Source organism: Streptomyces sp. NRRL B-3229 (genome assembly GCF_000719505.1).
Classification (GTDB): Bacteria; Actinomycetota; Actinomycetes; order Streptomycetales; family Streptomycetaceae; genus Streptomyces; species Streptomyces griseorubiginosus.
Genome location: NZ_JOGP01000036.1, coordinates 1 through 22,215, shown reverse-complemented (window position 1 = coordinate 22,215; position 22,215 = coordinate 1). Strand labels below are relative to the sequence as shown.

The following is a 22,215-nucleotide window of genomic DNA, read 5'->3' as shown; positions in this document are numbered from 1 at the left end:
GAATCCACCCTATGCCGGCCTGGAATCGGCTGATTCTCTGTCGTCCCCGGCGGGGTGGAGGCCGCGGGACGTTCGAGCAGACGGCCGCTACAGGTGCTCGGCGATCGCGTCCGCCACGGCGCTCATTCCCGCGCCGTTGGGATGGAAGGCTCCGGTGACGGAGGAAGGGCGAAGTCGCTCGGGGAGGCCGGTCACCCATGGTTCGGGCGAGCCGAGACCGTGCTCGCGGCTGCGCTGCCGCATCGCGACGAGTTCCGCGCCGGAGCGGGCGGCGGCTCGGGTGAAGACATCGGCGACCTGGTCGCCCAGCCTGCGGAAATCCTCCAGGGTCGCCGCGTCGAAGGGCGTCGCGCGGCTGTCATGTGTGTCGGGTCCGACGACCGTGAGGTAGTCGACCAAGAGCACCCGCGCGTGCAAGGCTCTGCGGCGCGTCTCCTCCACGACCCGGGCGAGACCGGCCGCCGCCCGGTCGACATCGGCCTGCGAGGGTCGCGGCACACCCGTGCGCTGCAAGGCGGTGCCCAACGGCCGGGTAAATGCATGGGACGAAAGCCGACCCGCCACACCGAGCCGGACCATGCTGCCGATGCAGCCGAGGTCGTTGCCGCCCGCGGTGATCGTGACCAGGTCGGCGTCTTCCGGGAGGCCGGCCACCTGGGGCGGAAAGGTGTGGAGCAGCGCACGTTGGGGCGTGGTGGTGATCGTGTCCGTGGTCGCTCCGCTCACGGTGAGGTCCGTGAGGTCGGCACCGAGCCGTTCGGCCAGCAGCTGCGGGTAGTTCCGTGCCGAACGGTTCGCCCGGCGGTCGGCGACCGGTTCGATGCCGGGACCCGCGGCGTACGAGCTTCCCAGCGCCGCGATCCGCCGGATCGGTGTGTCCGTCACCTTGAGTGCCTCCTTCTACCAGCTGAGGTGATCTGTCCTCCCCCAGCAGCGCAACCGCCGGTAGTGGGAGGCCACTTGAGCACGAAAAACGCAACTTGGACATGGTCTGCCGGAGCGGCTAGCTTCACCTGGTCCTCGGCGATCGCCCACGGTCGCACAGGAGTTCCTTCCGGCTGAGCCACCCGCGATGACACCCTGATCAGGGAGAGACGCATGCCCCATCTTGCGCTGTACACATTCGGTGTCCTGAAGTCACCCCTGGCTGATCCCGCACCGCTCACCCGCGAGTTCCACGACAGCGCCGGGCCCGTCTACCAGCAGATCAGTCAGCACCCTGGATATCTGGCGCACGCCGAAGTCACTGAAGGCGGAACCGGCTCGCACTTCGACCTGGACTGGGGTGTGTGGGGAGAGTTCGTCGTACCGAACTGGTACAGCAAGGGCCGTACCGTGGAGGACATCGCCCTGGCCGCGACGCTCTCGCTCTGGACCGACCTGCGGTCCGCCTGCGACGCCATCTACAGCGGCCTGCACCGCGCGGCGCTGAACCGGCGTCACAACTGGTTCGACAGGACGGGGCATCCGAGTCACGTGTTCTGGTGGGTCTCCGGCGAGGTGACACCTACCTGGCAGGACGGGGTCTCCAGGCTGGAACACCTCCACGAGCACGGTTCCGCGTCGCACGGCTTCGCCTACCCGCACGCCTTCGCGCCGGACGGAACGCCCGGCGGGAGCGAGGGCAGCGGGCGCCAGCCCGTACCTCCGGCGGCGTGACTCCACAGCACCACACCCGCGTACGTTCCGACGATCTCCCGGTCCACCGCGCCAGCCGGACGCAGTCCACCGCGTCAGCGGGACGCAGTCCACCGCGTCAGCGGGACGCAGTCCACCGCGTCAGCGGGACGCAGTCCACCGCGGCGCGATCCGTGCCCAAGCCGCGTCCCACCGCGCCAGGTTGTGCCGTTCCAGCCGGTGGTCGGCGTACGCGTAGGCGGCCGCGCCGAGGAGGCCCACGGACAGGGCTGCCAGGACGGCGCAGCCCACGGCGCGATCGCGGACCTGTTCGGTGCTCAGGGGAGCGTCCGTGAACTCTCCCCCGGCGGTGACCCACACGCGGACGGCACTCCCCGCGGTGAGACCGGGTTGGACGTCGGTCTCGGCCGTGCGGGTGTGTCCTCGGGGGTCGGTGAAGCGGACGGTGGCCGGGTACAGGGCCTTCTCCGCCTCGTCCGAACCCGGCTCCGGGTGACGGGGGGCATCGTGAACCAGGACTGCGGGGATGTCGTACCGCGTCGCCATCTCGTGCCGGGCGGTTTTCGTCCAGTGGGTGTGAGCCGTGTCGCCGACCAGGATCATGGCGGCCGGAAGGGCTGCCAGCACGGCCAGGAAGAGGCCGAGACCGATCCAGGCCTGGGCGAGATCCGTGCCCCGGCGCAGGGGGTTGCGCCGCCATCGCCACAGCAGGACCCGAGGGAGATCCTCGGCAGGGTGTTCTGGAGGTGTGGCGCGAGCCACGGTGTTTCTCCTTTCGTCCTCGGCGCAAGCGCGCGCCGACCTCGCCGTGTGCTTACAGCGCCCCGTGAAGGCGGCGGTGCTGCGGGGCGTCGGAGGCTTGGATGGAGGAGGGGTGGGCGTGCGCCGCTTGCAGGAGTCTCGCGGCACCGCGGACTGCCGCGGTGTGGGGGGCGCGGACCGGCTGGACCGGAGCCCGAAGCCCTTCGGCGAGAGGACGGGTGATGTCTGCTCGCAGGGCACCCCCTCCGGCGAGAAGTGTCCCTCGGCGCAGGGCGCGCAGTGTGTGGGGAGTGTGGTCCTGGTCCAGCATGCCGGTCACCATGGCGACCACCGCTTCGGTGATCCGGGTGGGCGGGGTGAGGTCGTCCAGGTCGCTGGTGCCCAGGGCGGTGCGGCGAGCGTCGGTCACCGCGCCGTCGACGAGAAGCGTCACCTCGGTGAGGTGGGCGCCGAGGTCCACGACGAGCAGCGGGCGGGCCAGGTCGGCTTCCGCGGCCACGGCCACCGCACGTGGGGTGGGGACGGTCAGGACGGTGCGGGGACGCAGCACCTCGACCGCGGTGCGGGCCTCGGCACGGTAGGTGACGCCGCCGAGGACGGGCGTGGTCAGGATGAGCAGGGGACGGCCGTGGCGGGGCAGGCGTGGGGCGAGCAGCCGGTCGAGGAGCCGGGCCGTTCCGGGCGTGTCCACGATGGTCCCGCGCTGGATGGGGCAGGTGGCGCCCTCGCCCGGTGATGCCGGAAAGGTGACCGTGGGCACGTCGAGGATCGTGCGCCGTCCGGACGTCCAGACGCGGGTGCGGGTGCTGCCCAGGTCGAGGGCGATGCCGGAACAGTGTCGGCACCAGGGCCATGAGCGGTGCCGGGGCGGTGTGGGTCGGCGCTTGGCCAGGGTGCTCATCGGCCTGCCTCCTTGACCTGTTGGCAGCGCGCGCAGAAGCGGGCCTGCGGCACGATCAGCAGTCGTACTCGGGCGATCGGCCCGCGGCACAGGTGGCAGGTGCCGTAGTGACCCAGGTCCATGCGGGTGAGGGCGGCCTCCACGTCGGCCAGGACCAGACGCGCGGAGGCCGCGAGCTTGACACTCACTTCGAGCTGGGCGGCGGAGCGGCGGGCGGGCAGCGCGTCGGCACGGGACGCGGCGGCGGCCGAGAGCTGGTGCAGTTGCTCCTGGCGGAACCGGCGTTGCTCGTGCAGGTTCTCGCGGAGTGCGGCGAGGTCCTCGGCCGACAGCTCGGTGTTCTGGTCGTCGATGATCCGGTGGTTCACCAAGTCACCCCCTGTGCGGAACGGAACAGGAAAGTCCAGCGGGTCCGACGGACAGGAAAGTCCAGCGGGTCCGACCGGTAGGGAAGTCCGACGGGTCCGACGGACCGGGCAAGCCCAAGGGGCCCACGGACAGGGCACGTTGGGGTTCGGCGGGTCCGACGGCCCCTCGTCAGCCGGCCTTCCGCTGGCAGGGCACGCAGAACCGCGTGTAGGGCAGGATCTCCAGGCGCTCCACGGGGATCGGCCGGGAACAGCCGCCGCAGACGCCGTAGCTGCCGTCGCCGAGGCGGGCGACGGCCGCCTCCACCTCTGCGAGGACCCGCCGGACGGTGTCCCTCTGCGCGGCGGTCACCTGGTCCTCCGCGCCGGCCCGGCTCTCCTCGATCACCCGCAGCTGGGTGAGCCGGGAGGTGCGTTCGTGTTCGAGGCGCTGAAGAACCTCGTGGGCCGTCAACCGCTCACGACGGGTTTCGGCACGGGGCACGTCGAGGGACATGGCAGATCCTTCTTTCCGTGGGGAGGCAGCCGAAGGGCGGCGCCGTCCGGGCGCCCTGCTCGCTCCTTCGGGGCGCCGAGTTCGTGTCTCCACCGTGGCCGAGACGCCGCGTGAAGCCCATCGGGCGCGATACCCATCTCTGGCCCGGCACGGGGTCCATCGGCACGGGGGCGGGTCGGGGCCCGGGAAATGGGGACTGGCACCCATCGACAGCCGGAGCGGCAGCGGGCAGCCTGGGCAGTTGGCCGGGCAGGAAACAGCTGACACAGCTCACGCCCGGATCATGCGGTGACCGACGGTGCGGACAGACCGCGTCACACGGAGAAAGGCGACGTCGCGGTGTCCCTGTTCTGGCGGATCTTCGCCCTCAACGCGGTCGTGCTCGGAAGCGCCACCGCGCTGCTGCTGTGGGCTCCGGTCACCGTCTCCGTGCCGGTGCTGCTCACCGAGGCGGTCATCCTCGTGGGCGGTCTGGTCGTCATGCTGGTCGCCAACGCGGCCCTGCTGCGGATCGGCCTGGCCCCGCTCGACCGGCTCACGCGGCTCATGGCCACGGTCGATCTGCTGCGGCCCGGGCAGCGTCTGCCGGAGGGCGGCCACGGTCAGACCGCCGAACTGATCCGCACCTTCAACGCCATGCTCGAACGCCTCGAACACGAACGTGCGTCCAGCAGCGCCCGCGCCCTCTCCGCCCAGGAGGCGGAACGGCGTCGCATCGCGCAGGAACTGCACGACGAGGTGGGCCAGAGCATGACGGCGGTCCTGCTGTCGCTGGAGCGGGCCGCCGACGAGGCGGACGAGCCGTTGCGCGGTGAGCTGCGGCAGATGCAGGAGATCACCCGGGGCAGTCTGGACGAGGTGCGGCGTCTGGTGCGCCGGCTACGGCCGGGCGTGCTCGAGGACCTCGGCCTGGTCAGCGCCCTGACCGCGCTGACCGGTGAGTTCGCCACGCACGTGGCGTTGCGTGTGGTGCGCCGCTTCGACACCGGTCTGCCCGCGCTGGACCAGCAGACGGAACTCGTGCTCTACCGCGTCGCCCAGGAGGCCCTGACCAACGCGGCTCGCCACGCCGGGGCCGACAAGGTCGAGGTGAGCCTGCGGCACAGCGGCGAGACGGTGGTGCTGACCGTCTCGGACGACGGCCGCGGTACCCAGGCCGCCCCCGAAGGCGCCGGTATGCGCGGCATGCGGGAGCGGGCTCTGCTCGTCGGAGCCACGCTCGACGTCACCTCCCAGCCGCGGGCCGGTACCGAGGTCCGGCTCGCCGTGCCCCTCAGGAAGCAGCCATGACCACGCCCCACACCCCCGTGATCCGCATCCTCCTCGCCGACGACCACGCTCTGGTACGACGCGGTGTGCGGCTCATCCTCGACCGGGAACCCGACCTCGAGGTCGTCGCCGAGGCGGGCGACGGGGCCGAGGCCGTCGAACTGGCCCGCACCCACGAGATCGACCTGGCGGTGCTGGACATCGCCATGCCCCGGATGACCGGTCTCCAGGCCACCCGCGAACTCGTCGCACGCAACCCCGGCCTGCGCGTACTGATGCTGACGATGCACGACAACGAGCAGTACTTCTTCCAGGCGCTCAGGGCCGGAGCCGACGGATACGTGCTGAAGTCGGTGGCCGACCGCGATCTGGTGGCGGCCTGTCGAGCTGCCATGCGCGACGAGCCCTTCCTGTATCCGGGCGCGGTCACCGCCCTGATCCGCACCTACCTCGACCGGGTCCGCGACGGCGAGGAACCGCCCGAGCAGGTGCTGACCCCGCGCGAGGAGGAGGTCCTCAAGCTGGTGGCCGAGGGCCACTCCTCCAAGGAGATCGCCGAGCTGCTCTTCATCAGCATCAAGACCGTCCACCGGCACCGGGAGAACCTGCTGCACAAGCTCGGCATGCGCGACCGTCTGCAACTCACCCGCTATGCGATCCGCGCCGGACTCATCGAGGCCTGAACAGGCCGGACGGCAGGGGCAGTTCTACCACTACGACACCTCGGACAGGGAGGGAGGAGCAGGGATGGCCCGTTCCGCGTACGGCGTTTCGCGCACGCGGAACCCGGGGGCGGCTGCTGCCGTATGGGCCGTCCTGCTCGCCGCCGCCCTCACCCTGCTCGGCCCGGCCCTCCCGGGCGATGCGCACAGCCGTACAGCAAGCAGCCCGGTGCTCGCGGCCGGAGCCGAACCAGCCTCCGTCCAAGCCCGTGTGGAAGCCGCAGAACCAGCGGTCTCCCCCGCCGTGCGCGGTCAGGGGGATGTCACCGGCGAACGCCATGCACCCCCGGCGTCCGCCCCGTGTCCGACGCCCCTTGCGGCCCCCCTTCTGCTCCAGCCCACGCGGCCCATGGCAACAACGGCGGGCCCGCCCGCACTTGAGGCATTCCCTCACGACGGACGGGCGCCGCCCTCCCCCTCCGGCATCTGAAATCTGTCCTTTCCTTCCCCGCCCGCGGCCACCGTCCCGGCCGCGGTGTGCTCGCCGGAGGCCCCTGTGAACCGACCCACACGCGTCAGAGGACTGATCGCCCTCGCCGCTGTCGCCCTTTCCCTGTACGTCGCGCTCACCGTGCCCGTCCACCTCGGACTCGATCTGCGAGGCGGCACCCAGATCGTGCTGGAGACCCGACCCACGACCGCCGGCGAGGCGGACGGCGAGGCCACGGACCGCACGGTGGAGGTGCTGCGCGGCCGGGTCGACGCCCTGGGTGTCGCCGAACCCTCGATCACCCGCTCCGGCAGCGACCGGATCATCGTCGAACTCCCCGGACTCCAGGATCCCCGCAAGGCGGCCGACGTCCTCGGCCGCACCGCCCAGCTCGCCTTCCACCCGGTACGCGGCACCGACGACTCCCCCGAACAACTGCCCAAACGCCCCCGCGGGAAGGAGCTGCCGGACGAGTCCGGGCAGTCGCTGCACCTCGAGCCGGCCGCGCTGACCGGCAAGGACGTCGAGAAGGCAGCCGCCCGCTTCGATCCCCAGGGCGGCGGATGGCACGTCACCGTCGACTTCAAGGGCGCGGGCGAGAAGGGGTGGGCCCGGCTGACCGGCGAGGCGGCCTGCCACCCTGCGGGGGACCCGGGTCGCCGGGTCGCCATCGTCCTCGACGACAAGATCATCTCTTCCCCACAGGTCGACCCCTCCGTCGCCTGCCGCTCCGGCATCGCCGGCGGCTCCACACAGATCACCGGTTCATTCGACGACAGCGAAGCCAAGGAGCTCGCCCTGCTCATCAGCGGCGGCGCACTACCGGTGCCGGTGGAGACGATCGAGCAGCGCACCGTCGGCCCCACCCTGGGCTCCGAAGCCATCACCGCCAGCGCATGGGCGGCCGTCATCGGCACCGCGCTGACCGCGCTGTTCATCATCGGCGTCTACCGGCTCGTGGGGTTCCTGGCGACCGTGGCACTCCTCTCCTACGGCCTCATCTCGTACGCCGCCCTCGCCGCCCTCGGAGCCACCCTCACGCTGCCCGGCCTCGCCGGATTCGTGCTGGCCATCGGTATGGCCGTCGACGCCAACGTGCTCGTGTTCGAACGTGCCCGTGAGGAGTACGCCTCGGGGCCCCGCCGCACCCCGCGGTCGTCGCTGAACGCAGGATTCCGCAAGGCGTTCAGCGCGATCGCCGACTCCAACATCACCACCCTCATCGCGGCCGGTCTGCTCTTCTTCCTGGCCTCCGGGCCCGTGCGCGGGTTCGGCGTCACGCTGGGCATAGGCGTCCTGGCGTCCATGGTGAGCGCGCTGGTCATCACGCGTGCCCTGGCCGAGTTCAGCGTCGCCGGTCCTCGACTGCGCCGGCGTCCCCGGCTGACGGGCATCGCGCACACCGGCGCCGTCCGCGACCGTCTCAGCCGTAGGAACCCGGACCTGATGCGGCACCCGCGCCGCTGGCTGGCCGTCTCCGCGGCCGCGCTCGTCCTGGCCGCCTCCGGCATCGCCGCACGAGGTCTCGACTTCGGCGTCGAGTTCACCGGCGGCCGGCTCATCGAATACAGCACGGACACGCCCGTCGACCCCGGCCGGGCCCGCACCGCGCTCGCCGACGCGGGATTCCCGCAGGCCGTCGTCCAGACCTCCGGCGAGAACCGGCTCACCGTCCGCACGCACCACCTGGACAACACGCAGGCGGCCGCTGTCACCGAGACCGTCGCCAATCTGACGGAGCGAGCCGACAAGGTCCGTGACGAAGCCATCGGTCCCAGCCTCGGCGAGGAACTGCGCCGAGGCGCCGTCGTGGCCCTGGCCGTCGCCCTCGGCGCCCAGCTCGTCTACCTCGCGGCCCGTTTCCGCTGGCTGCTGGGAACCTCCGCGGTCGCCGCCCTGGCCCACGACGTCGTGATCCTCGTCGGTGTCTTCGCCTGGCTCGGCAAGAGCATCGACGGCGTCTTCCTGGCCGCGCTGCTGACCGTCATCGGCTACTCGGTCAACGACTCCGTCGTCGTCTTCGACCGCATCAGGGAACTCGGCCGCGGGGACCGGGGACTGCCCTTCGCCCGTGTCGCCAACCTGGCATTGCTCCAGACCTTGCCCCGCACCGTCAACACCGGAATGGGCGCCGCGTTCATCCTCACCTCGCTGGCCGTTTTGGGCGGCGACACCCTGACCGACTTCGCCCTGGCACTCCTCATCGGTCTCGCGGTGGGCACCTGCTCCTCGATGTTCACCGCCACACCCCTGGCCGTGGAACTGCACCGGCGGACATCCTCGCAACCCCCCGCGTCCCCACAGTCGCGATGATCGTCCCCGAGCGCAGGACTGCTGGGAACCGGCCCGAACGTGGCTCCGGCTCCCAGGAGTTCGGCGAACCATCTCTCGACCCGTCCCACGACGTGAGACATCCTGCTCATGCCGCTGCCACGCAACCGTCGTTGTGGTTACCTGGCTCCATGACCGTGCTTGTGACCCGCCGCCACGTGGACTACGTGCGTGTCACCACCACGGGTTGTCACGCCGCGAGCTGACGCCGCGCTCCGGCTTCTGAGCAGCATCTTTCTCACTCTCTCCGTTTCGCGCTGACCGCAGCCCACTTCTTGGGCGCGGTCCGCCACGCCGCGGTTCCCTCACGCCGTCGCACCCTCACCCTCTGCACCGGGAGCAACACGATGAGCCAGCCCCTCGACTCCGTCACCGCCGGCCACACCCCCGACGAGACACCCGCAGGACCCGACACCTCCGCCTGGTCGTTCGAGACCAAGCAGATCCACGCCGGAGCGGCACCCGATCCGACGACCGGCGCCCGTGCCACGCCCATCTACCAGACGACCTCGTTCGTCTTCCGCGACACCCAGCACGCCGCCGACCTGTTCTCGCTGGCCGAGCCCGGCAACATCTACACCCGCATCCACAACCCCACGCAGGATGTCTTCGAGCAGCGGATCGCCGCCCTGGAAGGCGGAGTCGCAGCCGTCGCGCTCTCCTCCGGGCAGGCCGCGGAGACCCTCGCGATCCTGACGCTCGCGAGCGCGGGTGACCACGTCGTCTCCAGCACCTCCCTGTACGGCGGCACCTACAACCTGTTCCGGCACACGCTGCCCAAGTTCGGCATCGAGGTGTCCTTCGTCGACGACCCCGACGACTCCGACGCCTGGCGGGCGGCGATCCGGCCGAACACCAAGGCGCTGTTCGCCGAGACGCTGGGCAACCCGCGCGGCAACGTGCTCGACGTGCGGGCGGTCGCGGACGTGGCGCACGAGGCCGGGGTGCCGCTGATCGTGGACAACACGGTCCCGACCCCGTACCTGCTGCGGCCCCTTGAGCACGGGGCCGACGTCGTCGTGCACTCGGCGACCAAGTTCCTCGGCGGTCACGGCACCGCGATCGCGGGTGTCGTGGTGGACGGCGGCACCTTCGACTTCGGCGCCCACGCCGACCGCTTCCCCGACTTCACCGAGCCCGACCCCAGCTACCACGGCCTCCAGTACTGGCCCGCCCTCGGGCCCGGCGCCTTCGCCATCAAGCTCCGGGTACAGCTGCTGCGTGACCTCGGCCCGGCGCTCTCCCCGCACTCCGCGTTCCTGCTGCTCCAGGGCGTGGAGACGCTGAGCCTGCGCATCGAGCGGCACTCCTCGAACGCCCTGGCGCTGGCCCAGTGGCTGGAGCAGCGGGACGAGGTCGCGGCCGTCCACTATCCGGGACTTGAGTCCAGCCGCTGGTACGAGGCGGGGCAGAAGTACCTGCCGCGCGGTGCCGGTGCCATCGTCTCGTTCGAGCTGCGGGACGGTGTCGAGGCGGGCAGGCGGTTCGTGGACGCCGTCGAGCTGTTCAGCCATCTCGCCAACATCGGCGACGTCCGCAGCCTCATCATCCATCCGGCGTCCACCACCCACAGCCAGCTCGACGAGGCGCAGTTGGCGGCCACCGGCACCTCCCCCGGGCTGGTTCGGCTGTCGGTCGGCATCGAGAACCTCGCCGACCTCAAGGCCGACCTTGAGGCGGGGTTCCGCGCGGCCAAGGGCGCGTCCTGAACACCGTACTGACGCCTTCCGAGGTCCCCCTCCCGCCGGCCACCGGGGCCTGGCGGGAGGGGGACCCGCCCGGGCGGCGCCAGTGGTACGCCGGCGAGAAGCCGCTCTCCTTGGAGGCCGGTGGTGAACTGCCCGCCGTACGGCTGGCGTTCGAGACGTGGGGACGGCTGTTGCCGGACGCCTCCAACGCCGTTCTCGTCCTGCACGCCCTCACCGGGGACAGCCACGTCGCCGGCCCCGCCGGTCCGGGGCACCCGACGCCCGGCTGGTGGGACGGTCTCATCGGGCCGGGGCGGGCGCTGGACACGGACCGCTGGTTCGTCGTGGCACCGAACGTTCTCGGCGGCTGCCAGGGCAGTACCGGGCCGTCCTCCCTCGCCGCGGGCGGCCGCCCCTGGGGCGGCGGCTTCCCCTTCCTGACCCAGCGCGACCAGGTCGCGGCCGAGACCGGCCTGGCCGACGCGCTGGGGATCGACCGTTGGGCGCTGGTGGTGGGCGGCTCGATGGGCGGGATGCGGGCACTGGAGTGGGCCGTGGCGCACCCGCAGCGCACGGGTGCTCTCCTGCTGCTCGCGACGACGGCTGCGGCGAGCGCCGAGCAGATCGCCCTGTCCGGCATCCAGGTGCACGCCATCCGTTCCGATCCGCACTGGCAGGGCGGCGACTACCACGACACCGGCCGCGGGCCCCACACAGGGCTCGGCCTGGCCCGACGGCTGGCGCACGTCAGCTACCGCAGCGAGCCGGAACTCGCCGCCCGCTTCGGCCGCACGCCCCAGGCCACGGAGGAACCCTGGAGGGGCGGCCGGTACCAGGTCGAGTCCTATCTCGACCATCACGCAACCAAGTTGGTGCGCCGCTTCGACGCCGGCAGCTACGTCGTCCTGTCCGAGGCCATGAACAGTCACGACGCCGGCAGGGACCGCGGCGGCCTGCGCGCCGCGCTGCGCCGGGTGACGGCCCCCACGCTGGTGGCCGGCGTCGACTCCGACCGCCTCTATCCGCCGTCGCAGCAGGCGCAGTTGGCCGCGGGCATCCCCTCAGCCGACGATCTCCGCCTGATCGAATCCCCCTACGGCCATGACGGCTTCCTGATCGAGGTGGAGCAAGTCGCTTCGCTCATAAGGGAGTTGCTTACAACGACGGTGGCCGGCAGCGCCTGATGCACCGGACCACCTTGCACGGGGACACGCCGGTCGGCCCCGCGACCCCGCGGCCCATTGACCGGCGTGCACGGCGAGCTCGCCCTTGCAGACGATGACTGTGTGTCCAACCATGCGAGATGGGGCGCGGAATCGCATGACGGCACGATCGGCCGTCGGGACGTGGCGACCGGCAGTCGCGAGCACCACCGTCCCGGATGAACCCGACCACGACCCATTCGACGGCCGTCAGCTGCGCAGGCACCTGCACGCCTCGCACGACGGCAGGTTCGCCGCGGTGGTCAACGACTCCGGCCGGTTCGGAGAGCTGCTCGATCTGCGGACCGGTGAGATCATGCTGGGCCTGGAGAACGACGGCTACCACCATGTCCGAGGACGGCCAGAGCCGGCTCGACGTGTGCGACCGTACGTACTACTGATTCACTCCGCGACCTGGATCGACTCCGCCCGGCGAGCACCGGATGGCCGTGGAACTCCACGCGTTCGAGGGCCCGGTCGGCCCGTTCTTCAGCGACGGCACGCGGCTCTTCAGCAGCGGGGCGAGCAGTCTGTCGATCTGGGATCCGGAACAGGGGGAACTCCTGGGGGCTGTCCCCGGGATCTCCCCCACCCACCATCACGCGAGGACCAGGCAGTTCCTTGAGCTCGCCGAGGGCGTGGTCCGTCTGTGGGACGCGTGAACGGTTGGGCGCCCGGCTCGATGGGCTGACGTCCCATCGCCGCGGGTGCTCCCTCAGCTTGGCCACCCGCTCCGGGTCTCGGTGTTCTATCGCCCGGGAGCGCTGCCCTCGCCGTCGATCTCATAGATCCGTTCCTGAAGACGCTCACCAGCCCAGTCCAGGTCGACATCCAGGTCGAACCAGTGCCGGTCCTTGCGGTCGCCGGACGCTGAGAGGTTCACCGCCGCCCAGGAGAACACTCCCAGGAGGACGGAGCGGCCGTGCTGTGCGGTGCGCACGGACAACGCGAACGGTGCCGCGAGTGCCGCGCGGGTGACCAGCATGAGCTCTGCGTCCTCGGAATGCCGACGCCCGCCCGTGAGAAACCGGGGCGTCTCAGTGATCTTGACCCACTCGACCACCGCGTCCGCCACCTGAGCACGCAGGGACTCCTCGACGCCCTTGCGGACGGCGGTCGCCGGGTCGTCGCCGAGCCAGCCCAGCCAGTGATCAGGATCCGTGAGCTTGCCGAAGTCGTCCTGGGGTGCCCCGTGACGGGGATTCGCCCGGTACTCACCCGTCAGTTTCCCGTTGTCGTCCACCACCCACACGCCGCGGATCGCCTCGGGAGGCACGTAGCCGTTCGGGTCGTCGACGTACGCCTGGTCGATCTCGGCGACGCTGCCTCCAGGGTTCTCGGCGGCCGCGGCCAGGAGTGCCGGTTCGTTCTTTATGCCCTTACGCCGGGACCACCAGCCAAGACGCCCCACGTCCCCACCCTCTCCGTCGCCCGCCAGTGAAGCGCGATTGTGCCGCACCGGTCATGATCGCGTGCGGGATGGGTGGGCCATCGCCTGCGCCCCCAGGCGGGTCACCGGGTGGACCACCACCCCGGAGAGCACTCAAGAAGGACCGGCTCCCGATCCTGGCTTCCTGACCTCGAGTCCGTCGGCCCCAGAAGGAAACGGCCGCCGGAGACGGCGTTCTCGCACTTCAGCGGGCGGCGTGACGGCGTACACCTGATCCCCCGAACGGTCCGCCCAGCCGCGACAGGTGTCGGCGAGGGGGATCTCATGGACGTCATGTCCCCACTCGACAGCGCATGCCACCGGCCCCTTCGCTCCGCCGCGGCACTGGGCCTGGTGGCGGCGCTGGCCGTCGGCTGCACTCAGGCCGATGCCGACACCGCCGCCGTCGCCCGCGCGGCCGCCACCAAGTCGCCGCTGCCCACGGTCCCACCCGCCCAGCCACCGTCACAGCTCACCCGGGCCAAGGTCGAGACCGCGGTGAACCAACTGGACGGCGTCGTACAGGACGCCATGCGCCGCACCGGTGTGCCCGGAGTGGCCGTGGGCGTGGTGTACGACGACAAGGTGATGTACCTCAAGGGGTTCGGCACGCGGAAGGTGGGCACGAAGGACCGGGTCGGAGCGGACACGGTCTTCCAGCTCGCCTCGGTCTCCAAGCCCCTCGCCTCCACCGTGGTCGCCGCGGCCGTGGGTGAGAAGACCGTCGGCTGGGACGACCCGGTCGTCAAGTACACCCCCGGCTTCGCGCTGAAGGACCCGTGGGTCAGCCGCCACGTCACGCTGGCCGACCTGTTCTCGCATCGCAGCGGACTGCCCGACCACGCCGGAGACCTCCTGGAAGACCTCGGCTACGACCGCTCCTACATCCTGGACCACCTGCGCTACGAACCGCTGGCCCCCTTCCGGGCCCACTACGCGTACACCAACTTCGGGCTGACCGAAGCCGCCGTCGCCACCGCGCGGGCGGCGGGGACCAGCTGGGAGAAGCTGTCCGCCGACAAGGTGTACCGGCCGCTGGGGATGAACTCCACCAGCTCCTCGTTCGCCGACTACGAGAAGGCGAGCGACAAGGCCGTCCTGCACGTGAAGACCGACGGCACCTGGCAGGCCACGTACGTGCGCCAACCGGACGCCCAGAGTCCGGCGGGCGGGGCCAGCTCCACGGTCCGGGACATGACGAAGTGGCTGCGCCTGCAATTGGGCAACGGAAAGTTCGAGGGGCGCAAGGTCGTCGACGCCGACGCCCTGGAGGAGACGCACCTGCCGCACATCGTCTCGGAGCCGCCGCACTCGCCCGCGGGCCGCGCAGGGTTCTACGGGCTCGGCTGGAACGTGAGCTACGACGACCAGGGCAGGCTGAAGCTCGGCCACTCCGGCGGCTTCGCGCTGGGGGCGGCCACCAACGTCGCCTTGCTGCCCTCGGAGAAGCTCGGCATCGTCGTCCTGACCAACGGCGAGCCGATCGGTGTGCCCGAGGCGATCTCCACCACCTTCCTCGACACCGCGCAGACGGGCGGCCCGACCGTCGACTGGCTGAAGTTCCTCGGGTCGATCTTCCAGCAGACCCTCCAGGGCGAACGCTCGAAGGTCGACTACAGCAAGCCGCCGGCCTCGCCCGCACCCGCCAGGGCGAACAGCGCCTACACCGGGACATACGCCAATGAGTACTACGGCCCGTTGACCGTCATCGCCCAGGGCAACAAACTCACCATGCAGCTCGGGCCCAAGAAGCAACGGTTCGTCCTGACCCACTACGACGGCGACACCTTCAGCTACCGCACCACCGGCGAAAACGCCGTCGGCCTGTCCGGCGTGACGTTCACCGTCGGCTCCGGCGGACGCGCCGACAAGGTCCGGGTCGAGAACCTCAACACGACCGGCCTCGGCACTTTCACCAGGAGCGACTGAGGTCGCCGAAGACGAGACACCGGTGGGCCATGCGCTCGACTCGGGCGGTCAGGCAGCTCCCCAAGCGCCGAGCTGAGACGGGACTGTCCGACCGGTACCCATCACCCGGCGGCACCTTTACGCTCCGGACATGGTGACTCAGCCCGAGGACCAGGGCAGGGACGTCGTCGAGAACGTCGGCGCGGACCGTCCGCTGCTCGGGGAGCGCTGGCGGGCGTTGTCGCGCCGCACCCAGGTGACGATCGCGGTGGCGTCCTGCGCTGTCGCCCTGGGCGCGGTCCTCGGCTACGTCGCGGCCACGCGCCCCCCGCCCCCACCGCCCGACCCGGTCGCCGCCACCACCGTCCGGATCACGGGCGTGCAGATGCCGCAGGGCTCCAGCCTCGATTTCGGCGTCACCATCCGCATCGCATCAGCCTCCGCCGTGACGCTCACGGGATCGAGACAGGGCTACGACGGCTTCCTCCAGATCCGGCCCGTCCCGGTCGCCGTTCTGCCGCCGGGTCGCGCCCTCGTCCTGCACACGCGTCTCAACGTCTACTGCCAGCTGCCTCTCCCGCCGCCTGAGACGCCGCTGCTGTTCGTGACCGTACGCAACGCCCGCCGAGAGGGACGGGCTCCGGTCGTACCCACCGCGGCCCAGACCGCGGCCATCGACGACGCCGTGGAGCGGATCTGCGTCCACTGAGCCGAGTGGGCCCAGGGTCGCCTGACGGATCGCCGTCCGGCCGGTCCGGGTGATCTGCACGAGTGCGGCCCGCACGTCGCCGCGCTTACCGAACGAGACCGTTCAGTTCGGGTGAAGGGGCATGAACGCCAATCGGCAGATGGAGAGATGGGCACGGTGTCAACGTCGGCCCCGCGACCAAGCCCTCAAGCCGGACGACGGCCTCGATCACCGCCACGGCACGGGCCGTCCGTTCGATCACCGCCGCGTAAGCTCCCGCCATGCACTCCCCCGACCTCGAGCAGCTGATAAAGCCGCTCTCCCAGCACGACGCCCGCTCCGAACGCGAGATCCTGGCGCCCGGCAGCACCTGGAACCTTTCCCAGACGGTTCAGCACTGCGCCCAGACCATCCGTTACTCCGTGACCGGATACCCCGTGCTCAAGCCCGCGCTGTTCCGGGCCACCGCAGGGCGACTCGCCAAGCAGGTCTTCCTGCGCAGAGGTGCCATGAAGCATCCGCTCGGTGCGGAGATCGAGGGGGCGCCGCCGCTGGACCAGGATCTACCGGTGTCCGACGCGGCAGCCGGTCTCGCCGAGGCGGTGGCCCTGTTCTCCGGCCACACCGGAGCGCACGCCACCCATCCCGCCTACGGAGACTGCACGCACGAGGAGTTCGCGCAGCTCCACGCCATGCACCTGGCCGAGCACCTGCCCGGACTGGCGAAGAGCTGACAGCAGGCCACGGACGTACGACAGACGGGGCGCCCCCCAGCGGCGCCCCGTCTGGTGTCGTCGTCGCCGGTCAGTCGGCCGGGGTCAGAGCGACCTCGGCACTGCCCGAGAGGGACGGCAGGCCGGCCGGGGGTGTGTCGGTGTAGGTGGCGTTGAAGACCGCCTTGAGGTTGTCCGAACCGGAGTGACCGCCGTCCACGAAGGTCTTGAACGACCCGGAGCAGCCGTTGCTCGTCGACAGCGGGTGCCCGTGCGTGTCGTGGCCGAGGATGAACGACACGCTGACCTTCGCACAGTCCACCGGCTGGTCGTCGGTGACGGTGACCTGCCAGGTGACCGTGTCACCCCAGTGGAACGGGGTGCCGCCGTGCGGGGCCGGGTCGGTGGTGAGCGCGACGACCGGTGCCTTGTTGCCGACCACGACCGGAACCGACGCGGAGGCCGAACGCCCGGTGCTGTCGGTGACCTTCAGCGTGGCGTCGTAGACGGCGTTCTCGGTGAACGTGTGCTTCGGGTTCGCCTCCCTGGAGTCGACCGTGCCGTTCGCGTCGAAGTCCCAGGCGTAGCGCAGGGCGTCGCCGTCGGCGTCCGTCGTGCCGGCGCTGGAGAACTGGACGGTCAGCGGGGTGGTGCCGTTGACCACGTCGGCTGCCACCTTGGGCTCCGGGGTGCGGTTTCCGCGCGTGAAGTCGATGCGGGAGAGCTGGGCCTCGGGCAGTTCCGCGAAGTAGCCGGTGCCGTATTCGAGGACGTACAGGGCGCCGTCGGGGCCGAACTCGGCGTCGATCGGGCCGTCCGTCTTGATCGTGGGGATCGCGTCCTCGATCTTGAGGACCTCGTTCTTCTTGCCGAGGGTGATGGCCTTCATCTGGTCGCGGGTCCACTCGTAGAAGAGCGGCTTGCCGTCGAAGTACTGGGGCCACCGGTTCTGGGCCTTGTTGCCCTTGTCGTACTGGTAGACCGGGCCGCCCATGGGGCCGATGCCGCCCGTGCCGAGTTCGGGGAAGTCCGGGGTGGCGCCGTAGCCGTAGACGATCTCCGCGTTCTCGACCGGAGGCAGCTCGCTACGGCCGGTGTTGTGGCGCGAGTCGTTGACCGGCTTCGCGCAGTTGAAGGCGCCGCTGGAGGTCTGGGTGGCGAAGTCGTAGTCCTGGTAGGGCTGGTCCTGGGTCACGCAGAAGGGCCAGCCGTAGTTGGCGGGGCGGTCGATGACCATCCAGCGGCCCTGGCCGGCGGGACCGCGGTTCGGGTTGGCGGCGTTGGCGTCGGGCGAGTAGTCGCCCACATAGACCTCGCCGGTCTTCTCGTCCACTCCGAAACGGAACGGGTTGCGCAGGCCCATGGCGTAGATCTCGGGACGGGTCTTCGGGGTGCCCGGGGCGAAGAGGTTGCCGTGCGGTATCCGGTATCCGCCGCCGGGCTTGACCTGGATACGCAGGACCTTGCCGCGCAGGTCGTTGGTGTTGCCCGCGGTGCGCCGGGCGTCGTAGGCCGGGTTGCGGTCGGCGCGGTCGTCGAGCGGGGCGTAGCCGTCGGAGGAGAACGGGTTGGAGTCGTCGCCGGTCGACAGGAACAGGGTGCCCTTGCGGTCGAAGTCGATCTTTCCGCCGACGTGACAGCAGATGCCGCGGTCGGCCGGTACGTCGATGACCTTCTGCTCGGTGGCGAAGTCGAGCTTGTTGCCCACGAGTTTGAACCGCGACAGGCGGGTGACGCCCTTGTACTTCGCGAAGTCCGCGTCCGTGCCGAACTGAGGTGCATCCCCTTCGTTGACCCCCGGGGTGGCCGGGTCGTCCATGGGGGTGTCGAGGCGGGGCGAGTAGTAGAGGTACACCCAGTGGTTCTTGGCGAAGCCGGGGTCCACGGCGATGCCCTGCACACCCTCTTCGTCGTGCTGGTAGAGCCCCGCCGGGCTCTTCTTCATGTCGGCGGCGAGGAAGTTCACGCCGCTCTTGGGGTCGTGGATGCGGACCTCACCGGTGCGTGCCGTGTGCAGCACCCGGCGGTCGGGGAGAACGGCGAGGGCCATGGGCTCGCCGGGGCGGTCGTTGAGGGTGACCTTCTGGAAGTCCGACGCGGCCGGCGGAGCGGGGTCCGGTTTGGCGGCCTGCGCCGGGGTGAGCGGCAGGAGCCCGACGGCTCCGGCCAGGGTGGCGGCCCCTAGGAGGGTGACGATCCGTCTGGTGCGCACTCAGAACTCCTTCGGTCTGGTCTGCCGGCCGGCCGCGAAGCGGGTTCGCAGGGCCGGCCGGCCGCTGCGGGTTGGAGGCGGATCAAGAGCCAGGCGCGCTCTGCACGTCGGACGGCCAAGCGCGCCTGGTGAGTGGTCGCATGACCCTGCGTCAGCGACGGACCACCGCGTGACGCTTCGTCAGGGAGCGGTGGAAGAAGGGTGCTTCGTCAGGGGCGGGCTCGCAGGGCCGCCAGGTTCTGGTAGCCGATGCGGGCGAAGTCCAGGGACTGGCCGGGCACGGTCGTGCTGGGCGCGTTGTCCTGCTCGACCATCGGGTTGCGGTAGTTCTTCGCTCCCACCCGGGTGAAGAAGCGCCGGTAGTCGATGTCACCCGTGCCGAACGGCACCATGTCGTAGCCCATACCGCTCTGCGGGTTGACGACACCGTCCTTGGCGTGGAAGAGCGGGAAACGGGCGCTGTTGCGCTGGACGAGCGCGGCCGGGTCGAAGACGTTCTCGCGCTGGGAGCCGTCGTGGGCGGTGTAGGTGTGGAACTTGTACTGGGCCACGTGCGCCCAGAAGACGTCCAGCTCCAGGTAGACGCTCTTGCGGTCGGTCACCTTCAGGAAGTACTCCAGCTTGCGGATGCCGGAACTGCGCGTCGGCCGTCCCTGAGCGTCGAGCGGGCCGCCGTCGAGCAGGAAGTCGTAGGCGGCGTCGTGGTTGTGGGTGTAGAGTTTGATGCCCTCACGGCAGGCGATGGCGCCCAGCGTGTTCCACTTCTCCGCGGCGACGTCCCAGTCCGCCCGGTAGGCCGTGTTGGTGGGGTCGGCGCCGGTCCCCATGTGGTCCATACCGATGATGTTGGCGATCTCCAGCCACTGCTTGAAGGTGTCCCGGTCCGCCGCCGTGAGGGGCCACGACGGCGGGATGTAGCCGTGGCTGCCCTGTGCCCGAAGGCCGTACTCGTCGAGCCAGGAGCGCAGGAGCTTCGCGCCCTGGACCGTGCCCAGGTCGGCGCCACCGGCTGCGTTGGCGTGCTGGCCGTATCCGGCGAACTCCACTTGGCGGTAGCCGAAGCGCGACAGTTGCTTGAACACCTCGCGGAAGCCGGAGGGCAGGTCCGTGGTGAGCGGGTCCCGGGCTATCGCGTCCCTGACGGTGTAGAGGATGATGCCGCGCTTGTGCGGCGGGACCAGGGCGGAACGGCCGTGGTCGTGGCCGCCGGCCTGTGCTCTGTCCTGCGCCAGGGCGGGGCCGGCGCCGAAGACCGGGGCCGCGATCGCCGCCCCGGTGACGGCCGTGCAGGTGCTGAGGAAGCGGCGGCGGCTGACGCCGAGGGTGCGGCGCAGGGCGTCGCCGGTGACGGCTTCGTCGTTGAACGCGGTCACAGGGTTCTCACTTTCGTCGTCGCGTTGCTGCGGGTGCCTCGCGGCTCCCGTCTCCGCCTCGGGCGGGGCCGGCGAGCCGCGGGAGAAGTGACTTCACTTCGGTGGCCGCTGCACGGCCTGGTACTGCGCGGGTGGAGAAGGGGGGTGGAGAACAGGCGAGCGGACAGCGGTCGTCGCTCGGGAGGGGAGGCCGCATCGAGGAGTGACGGGCCGGGGAGGTGATGGCCGAAGAGGTGGTGGACCGAGGGGGACCATCGCTCTACGGCGATGCAGTCGGCGCTTGTCGCGGGGCGGCCGGTGGCCGGAAGGGGCGCGTCACGGTGCCTCCCGCAGGCGGTCGGCGAAGGACAGCAGGGCGGTGAACTGCTCCGAGAGACCCGCCGGTCCCCCGTCGGGATCCTTGAAGTAGAAGCCCAGTTGCGGCAGCGGGCCGGACAGGCCCGCTTCGTGGGCGCGGGCGACGAGGCGGGCCAGGTCGAGCACGAGGGGCGCGGCCAGGGCCGAGTCGCAGCCCTGCCAGGTGGTCTGGAGGATCATCCGCGTACCGAGGAAGCCGTCGAAGGCGATGTGGTCCCAGGCGGTCTTCCAGTCACCGAGCGCGGGTACGTCGTCGATGTGCACCTCGCCCTGAGGTGTGTGGCCGAGCGTGTCGGCCAGGACGCGTTCCTTCCCGGCGTTCTTCGCCGCCGCGGCGGCCGGGTCGGCCAGGGCGGCCCCGTCACCGCCACCCAGCAGGTTGGTGCCGGACCAGGCGCGGACGTCGAGGGCCCGCTGGACGAACATCGGGGCGAGCACGGCGCGCAGCAGGGTCTGGCCGGTCTTGCCGTCCCGGCCGGCGTGCGGCAGCGCCCGGGCTGCGGCGGCTTCCGTGAGGGCCGGGGTGCGCAGCCCGGTGGACGGCGTGAAGTTGACGTAGGGGCAGCCGGCTCGCACGGCGGCGGCCGCGTACAGGGAGCTGGGCGGCAGCCGTACGGCGTTCGGCGCCGGGAGCGGCTCGGTGGAGGAGACGTTGACGACGACCACCCGGGCCAGTGCGTTGCGCCCACGGAACGAGGTGAGGTCGGCCGCGAAGTCCGCGATGAGTTCCTCGTCGCTTCGCGGGTCGTCGGGAAGCGGGCCGCCGAGCCGTATCTCCTCGTCCGCGGCCTGGAGTTCGGCGCGAACGGCGGGAGCGAGTCCGTGCGGCAGGACGCCCGCTTCGGTGAGGTGTTCGGCCCGCTTGGGCAGCGGGGAGTGGACGGTGTCGTGGCCGCCGAAGACGAGTGAGGTCAGGGGCGGCAGGCCGGCGCCGTCGAAGGGCGCGGTCTCGGTGACCATGCCTGTCGGCGGGTGCAGTCCGGCGGCGACGGCCGCGCATCCGGCGACGGCGGTGGTGGCGACCGATCCGCGGGCTCCGACGAACCAGACACCGGTACGTGCGGTGGTCCCGGCGGTCCCGGGCTTCGATGCGTTCCCGTCGTTGTTCACGGGCTGCCTCCCTGCCATGTCGATGGTCCGGTGCGGTTGGAGGACGGTCGGCGAGGGCTCGTCGGGGCCTCTCGCCCACCGTCGGCATGGGGACGGCTTCGGCCGCGGTGCGGAGGGCTGCTCCGTGGTGGTGGACGCGGCTGCGGTGTACGGGGCGGCGAGGAGCCGCCGGTCCGAGATGCGGGTGCCTTGGGGCTGTTGGCCCTGTGCTGTGCGAGGTCTGCGGGTGTGCGGGGTCTGCGGGGTCTGGCGGGGTCGTTCTTCGTGGGTCGGTCGAACGAGGGTGCGCCGTACGGCCTCAACGCGTCGTCAGGTGCGAACCACCGTGTGGTTCCTGTGCTCGAAGGGACCGTAGCCCCGTTCGTCCTTGGCCGGAACCCCTTGCGCAGCGAAACGGCGAACTTCTTCCAGAATCAGGACAAAGGCCAGGCGAGGCAGCCCGAATCGACCCGGTGACCGCGTTGTAACGGTTTGTCAGCAGCACGCCCGGTTCACGTTCCTGAGATGGGCGGCCCAGTTCTCGCCGCCTCCGAATGCTGCGTCGAAGGAGGCCGACGGGGCCTCGAAGTCGTACCGCTTGAGGCTCTTCAACGCCTCCGGCGCGCCCTGGAGCCGGTC

19 protein-coding genes are annotated in these 22,215 nt (G+C 70.8%); 10 read left to right on the top strand and 9 right to left on the bottom strand.

Features of this window, described 5'->3' with window-relative positions; genetic code table 11:
• Window positions 1-87: 87 nt before the first annotated feature.
• Window positions 88-885, bottom strand: coding sequence for an SGNH/GDSL hydrolase family protein (locus IF54_RS40030; protein ID WP_030326808.1), 798 nt, complete (start codon window positions 883-885; stop codon window positions 88-90).
• Between the two features lie 213 nt (window positions 886-1,098).
• Between IF54_RS40030 and IF54_RS0136500 the strand changes: the two genes are divergently transcribed.
• A complete protein-coding gene (locus IF54_RS0136500) occupies window positions 1,099-1,659 on the top strand; it encodes a DUF3291 domain-containing protein (protein ID WP_030326805.1) in 561 nt (186 codons plus the stop codon).
• 120 nt (window positions 1,660-1,779) lie between these two features.
• On the opposite strand, the gene IF54_RS0136495 is transcribed toward IF54_RS0136500, so the two are convergent.
• From IF54_RS0136495 to IF54_RS0136480, 4 genes are all read right to left on the bottom strand, one after another.
• On the bottom strand, window positions 1,780-2,400 hold the full coding sequence (locus tag IF54_RS0136495; RefSeq protein ID WP_030326804.1) for a hypothetical protein: 621 nt from the start codon (window positions 2,398-2,400) through the stop codon (window positions 1,780-1,782).
• Window positions 2,401-2,452: 52 nt separating this feature from the next.
• Entirely contained in the window at window positions 2,453-3,301 is an 849-nt protein-coding gene (locus IF54_RS0136490) for a hypothetical protein (RefSeq protein ID WP_037821092.1), read from the bottom strand.
• A complete protein-coding gene (locus tag IF54_RS0136485; protein ID WP_030326801.1) occupies window positions 3,298-3,672 on the bottom strand; it encodes a TraR/DksA family transcriptional regulator in 375 nt (124 codons plus the stop codon). The genes IF54_RS0136490 and IF54_RS0136485 overlap by 4 nt, the downstream gene beginning before the upstream one ends.
• 166 nt (window positions 3,673-3,838) lie before the next feature.
• Window positions 3,839-4,165 carry a TraR/DksA family transcriptional regulator gene (locus tag IF54_RS0136480; protein WP_030326800.1) on the bottom strand — a complete coding sequence of 109 codons (327 nt, stop codon included), beginning with the start codon at window positions 4,163-4,165 and terminating at the stop codon, window positions 3,839-3,841.
• A gap of 339 nt (window positions 4,166-4,504) precedes the next feature.
• Here IF54_RS0136480 and IF54_RS0136475 point away from each other — a divergent pair, with 339 nt between their 5' ends.
• The 6 genes from IF54_RS0136475 (at window position 4,505) to IF54_RS43735 (ending at window position 12,469) form a co-directional block, all read left to right on the top strand.
• Window positions 4,505-5,455 carry a HAMP domain-containing sensor histidine kinase gene (locus IF54_RS0136475; protein WP_030326798.1) on the top strand — a complete coding sequence of 317 codons (951 nt, stop codon included), beginning with the start codon at window positions 4,505-4,507 and terminating at the stop codon, window positions 5,453-5,455.
• Window positions 5,452-6,117, top strand: a complete 666-nt coding sequence (locus IF54_RS0136470; RefSeq protein WP_030326796.1) for a response regulator — start codon at window positions 5,452-5,454, stop codon at window positions 6,115-6,117. Before IF54_RS0136475 ends, IF54_RS0136470 begins: the two co-directional genes overlap by 4 nt.
• Before the next feature lie 535 nt (window positions 6,118-6,652).
• Window positions 6,653-8,899, top strand: a complete 2,247-nt coding sequence (secD, locus tag IF54_RS0136465) for a protein translocase subunit SecD (RefSeq protein ID WP_030326793.1) — start codon at window positions 6,653-6,655, stop codon at window positions 8,897-8,899.
• A 365-nt stretch (window positions 8,900-9,264) separates the two neighbouring features.
• Window positions 9,265-10,626 carry a bifunctional o-acetylhomoserine/o-acetylserine sulfhydrylase gene (locus IF54_RS0136460; protein ID WP_078852237.1) on the top strand — a complete coding sequence of 454 codons (1,362 nt, stop codon included), beginning with the start codon at window positions 9,265-9,267 and terminating at the stop codon, window positions 10,624-10,626.
• Complete coding sequence (gene metX / locus IF54_RS0136455) at window positions 10,623-11,789, top strand: homoserine O-acetyltransferase MetX (protein ID WP_199821292.1); 1,167 nt, start codon at window positions 10,623-10,625, stop codon at window positions 11,787-11,789. Before IF54_RS0136460 ends, metX begins: the two co-directional genes overlap by 4 nt.
• A 461-nt stretch (window positions 11,790-12,250) precedes the next feature.
• Entirely contained in the window at window positions 12,251-12,469 is a 219-nt protein-coding gene (locus tag IF54_RS43735) for a hypothetical protein (RefSeq protein WP_030326786.1), read from the top strand.
• 86 nt (window positions 12,470-12,555) lie between these two features.
• Here the strand turns inward: IF54_RS43735 and IF54_RS0136445 are convergent, their stop codons facing one another.
• A complete protein-coding gene (locus IF54_RS0136445) occupies window positions 12,556-13,218 on the bottom strand; it encodes a hypothetical protein (protein ID WP_030326785.1) in 663 nt (220 codons plus the stop codon).
• 303 nt (window positions 13,219-13,521) lie between these two features.
• Between IF54_RS0136445 and IF54_RS0136440 the strand changes: the two genes are divergently transcribed.
• The 3 genes from IF54_RS0136440 (at window position 13,522) to IF54_RS0136430 (ending at window position 16,566) form a co-directional block, all read left to right on the top strand.
• Window positions 13,522-15,165: a serine hydrolase gene (locus IF54_RS0136440; protein ID WP_030326784.1), complete on the top strand. Its 1,644-nt coding sequence runs from the start codon at window positions 13,522-13,524 to the stop codon at window positions 15,163-15,165.
• Window positions 15,166-15,295: 130 nt separating this feature from the next.
• Window positions 15,296-15,853, top strand: coding sequence for a hypothetical protein (locus IF54_RS0136435; RefSeq protein ID WP_030326783.1), 558 nt, complete (start codon window positions 15,296-15,298; stop codon window positions 15,851-15,853).
• 260 nt (window positions 15,854-16,113) lie between these two features.
• The gene (locus IF54_RS0136430; RefSeq protein WP_030326781.1) at window positions 16,114-16,566 is read left to right on the top strand and encodes a DUF1569 domain-containing protein; all 453 of its coding nucleotides are present in this window, start codon (window positions 16,114-16,116) and stop codon (window positions 16,564-16,566) included.
• A 70-nt stretch (window positions 16,567-16,636) separates the two neighbouring features.
• On the opposite strand, the gene IF54_RS0136425 is transcribed toward IF54_RS0136430, so the two are convergent.
• From IF54_RS0136425 to IF54_RS0136415, 3 genes are all read right to left on the bottom strand, one after another.
• Window positions 16,637-18,757, bottom strand: a complete 2,121-nt coding sequence (locus IF54_RS0136425) for a PQQ-dependent sugar dehydrogenase (protein WP_030326779.1) — start codon at window positions 18,755-18,757, stop codon at window positions 16,637-16,639.
• 209 nt (window positions 18,758-18,966) lie between these two features.
• Entirely contained in the window at window positions 18,967-20,130 is a 1,164-nt protein-coding gene (locus IF54_RS0136420; RefSeq protein ID WP_030326777.1) for a sugar phosphate isomerase/epimerase family protein, read from the bottom strand.
• 315 nt (window positions 20,131-20,445) lie between these two features.
• On the bottom strand, window positions 20,446-21,597 hold the full coding sequence (locus tag IF54_RS0136415) for an inositol-3-phosphate synthase (protein WP_030326775.1): 1,152 nt from the start codon (window positions 21,595-21,597) through the stop codon (window positions 20,446-20,448).
• Window positions 21,598-22,215 lie beyond the last annotated feature (618 nt).

Excerpts from the sequence above, each read along its gene's own strand:
- IF54_RS0136490 (WP_037821092.1), bottom strand. The coding sequence starts at position 3,301 with ATGAGCACCCTGGCCAAGCGCCGACCCACACCGCCCCGGCACCGCTCA.
- IF54_RS0136500 (WP_030326805.1), top strand. The coding sequence starts at position 1,099 with ATGCCCCATCTTGCGCTGTACACATTCGGTGTCCTGAAGTCACCCCTG.
- IF54_RS0136480 (WP_030326800.1), bottom strand. The coding sequence starts at position 4,165 with ATGTCCCTCGACGTGCCCCGTGCCGAAACCCGTCGTGAGCGGTTGACG.
- IF54_RS0136435 (WP_030326783.1), top strand. The coding sequence starts at position 15,296 with ATGGTGACTCAGCCCGAGGACCAGGGCAGGGACGTCGTCGAGAACGTC.
- IF54_RS0136460 (WP_078852237.1), top strand. The coding sequence starts at position 9,265 with ATGAGCCAGCCCCTCGACTCCGTCACCGCCGGCCACACCCCCGACGAG.
- IF54_RS0136470 (WP_030326796.1), top strand. The coding sequence starts at position 5,452 with ATGACCACGCCCCACACCCCCGTGATCCGCATCCTCCTCGCCGACGAC.
- IF54_RS0136440 (WP_030326784.1), top strand. The coding sequence starts at position 13,522 with ATGGACGTCATGTCCCCACTCGACAGCGCATGCCACCGGCCCCTTCGC.
- IF54_RS43735 (WP_030326786.1), top strand. The coding sequence starts at position 12,251 with ATGGCCGTGGAACTCCACGCGTTCGAGGGCCCGGTCGGCCCGTTCTTC.
- IF54_RS0136430 (WP_030326781.1), top strand. The coding sequence starts at position 16,114 with ATGCACTCCCCCGACCTCGAGCAGCTGATAAAGCCGCTCTCCCAGCAC.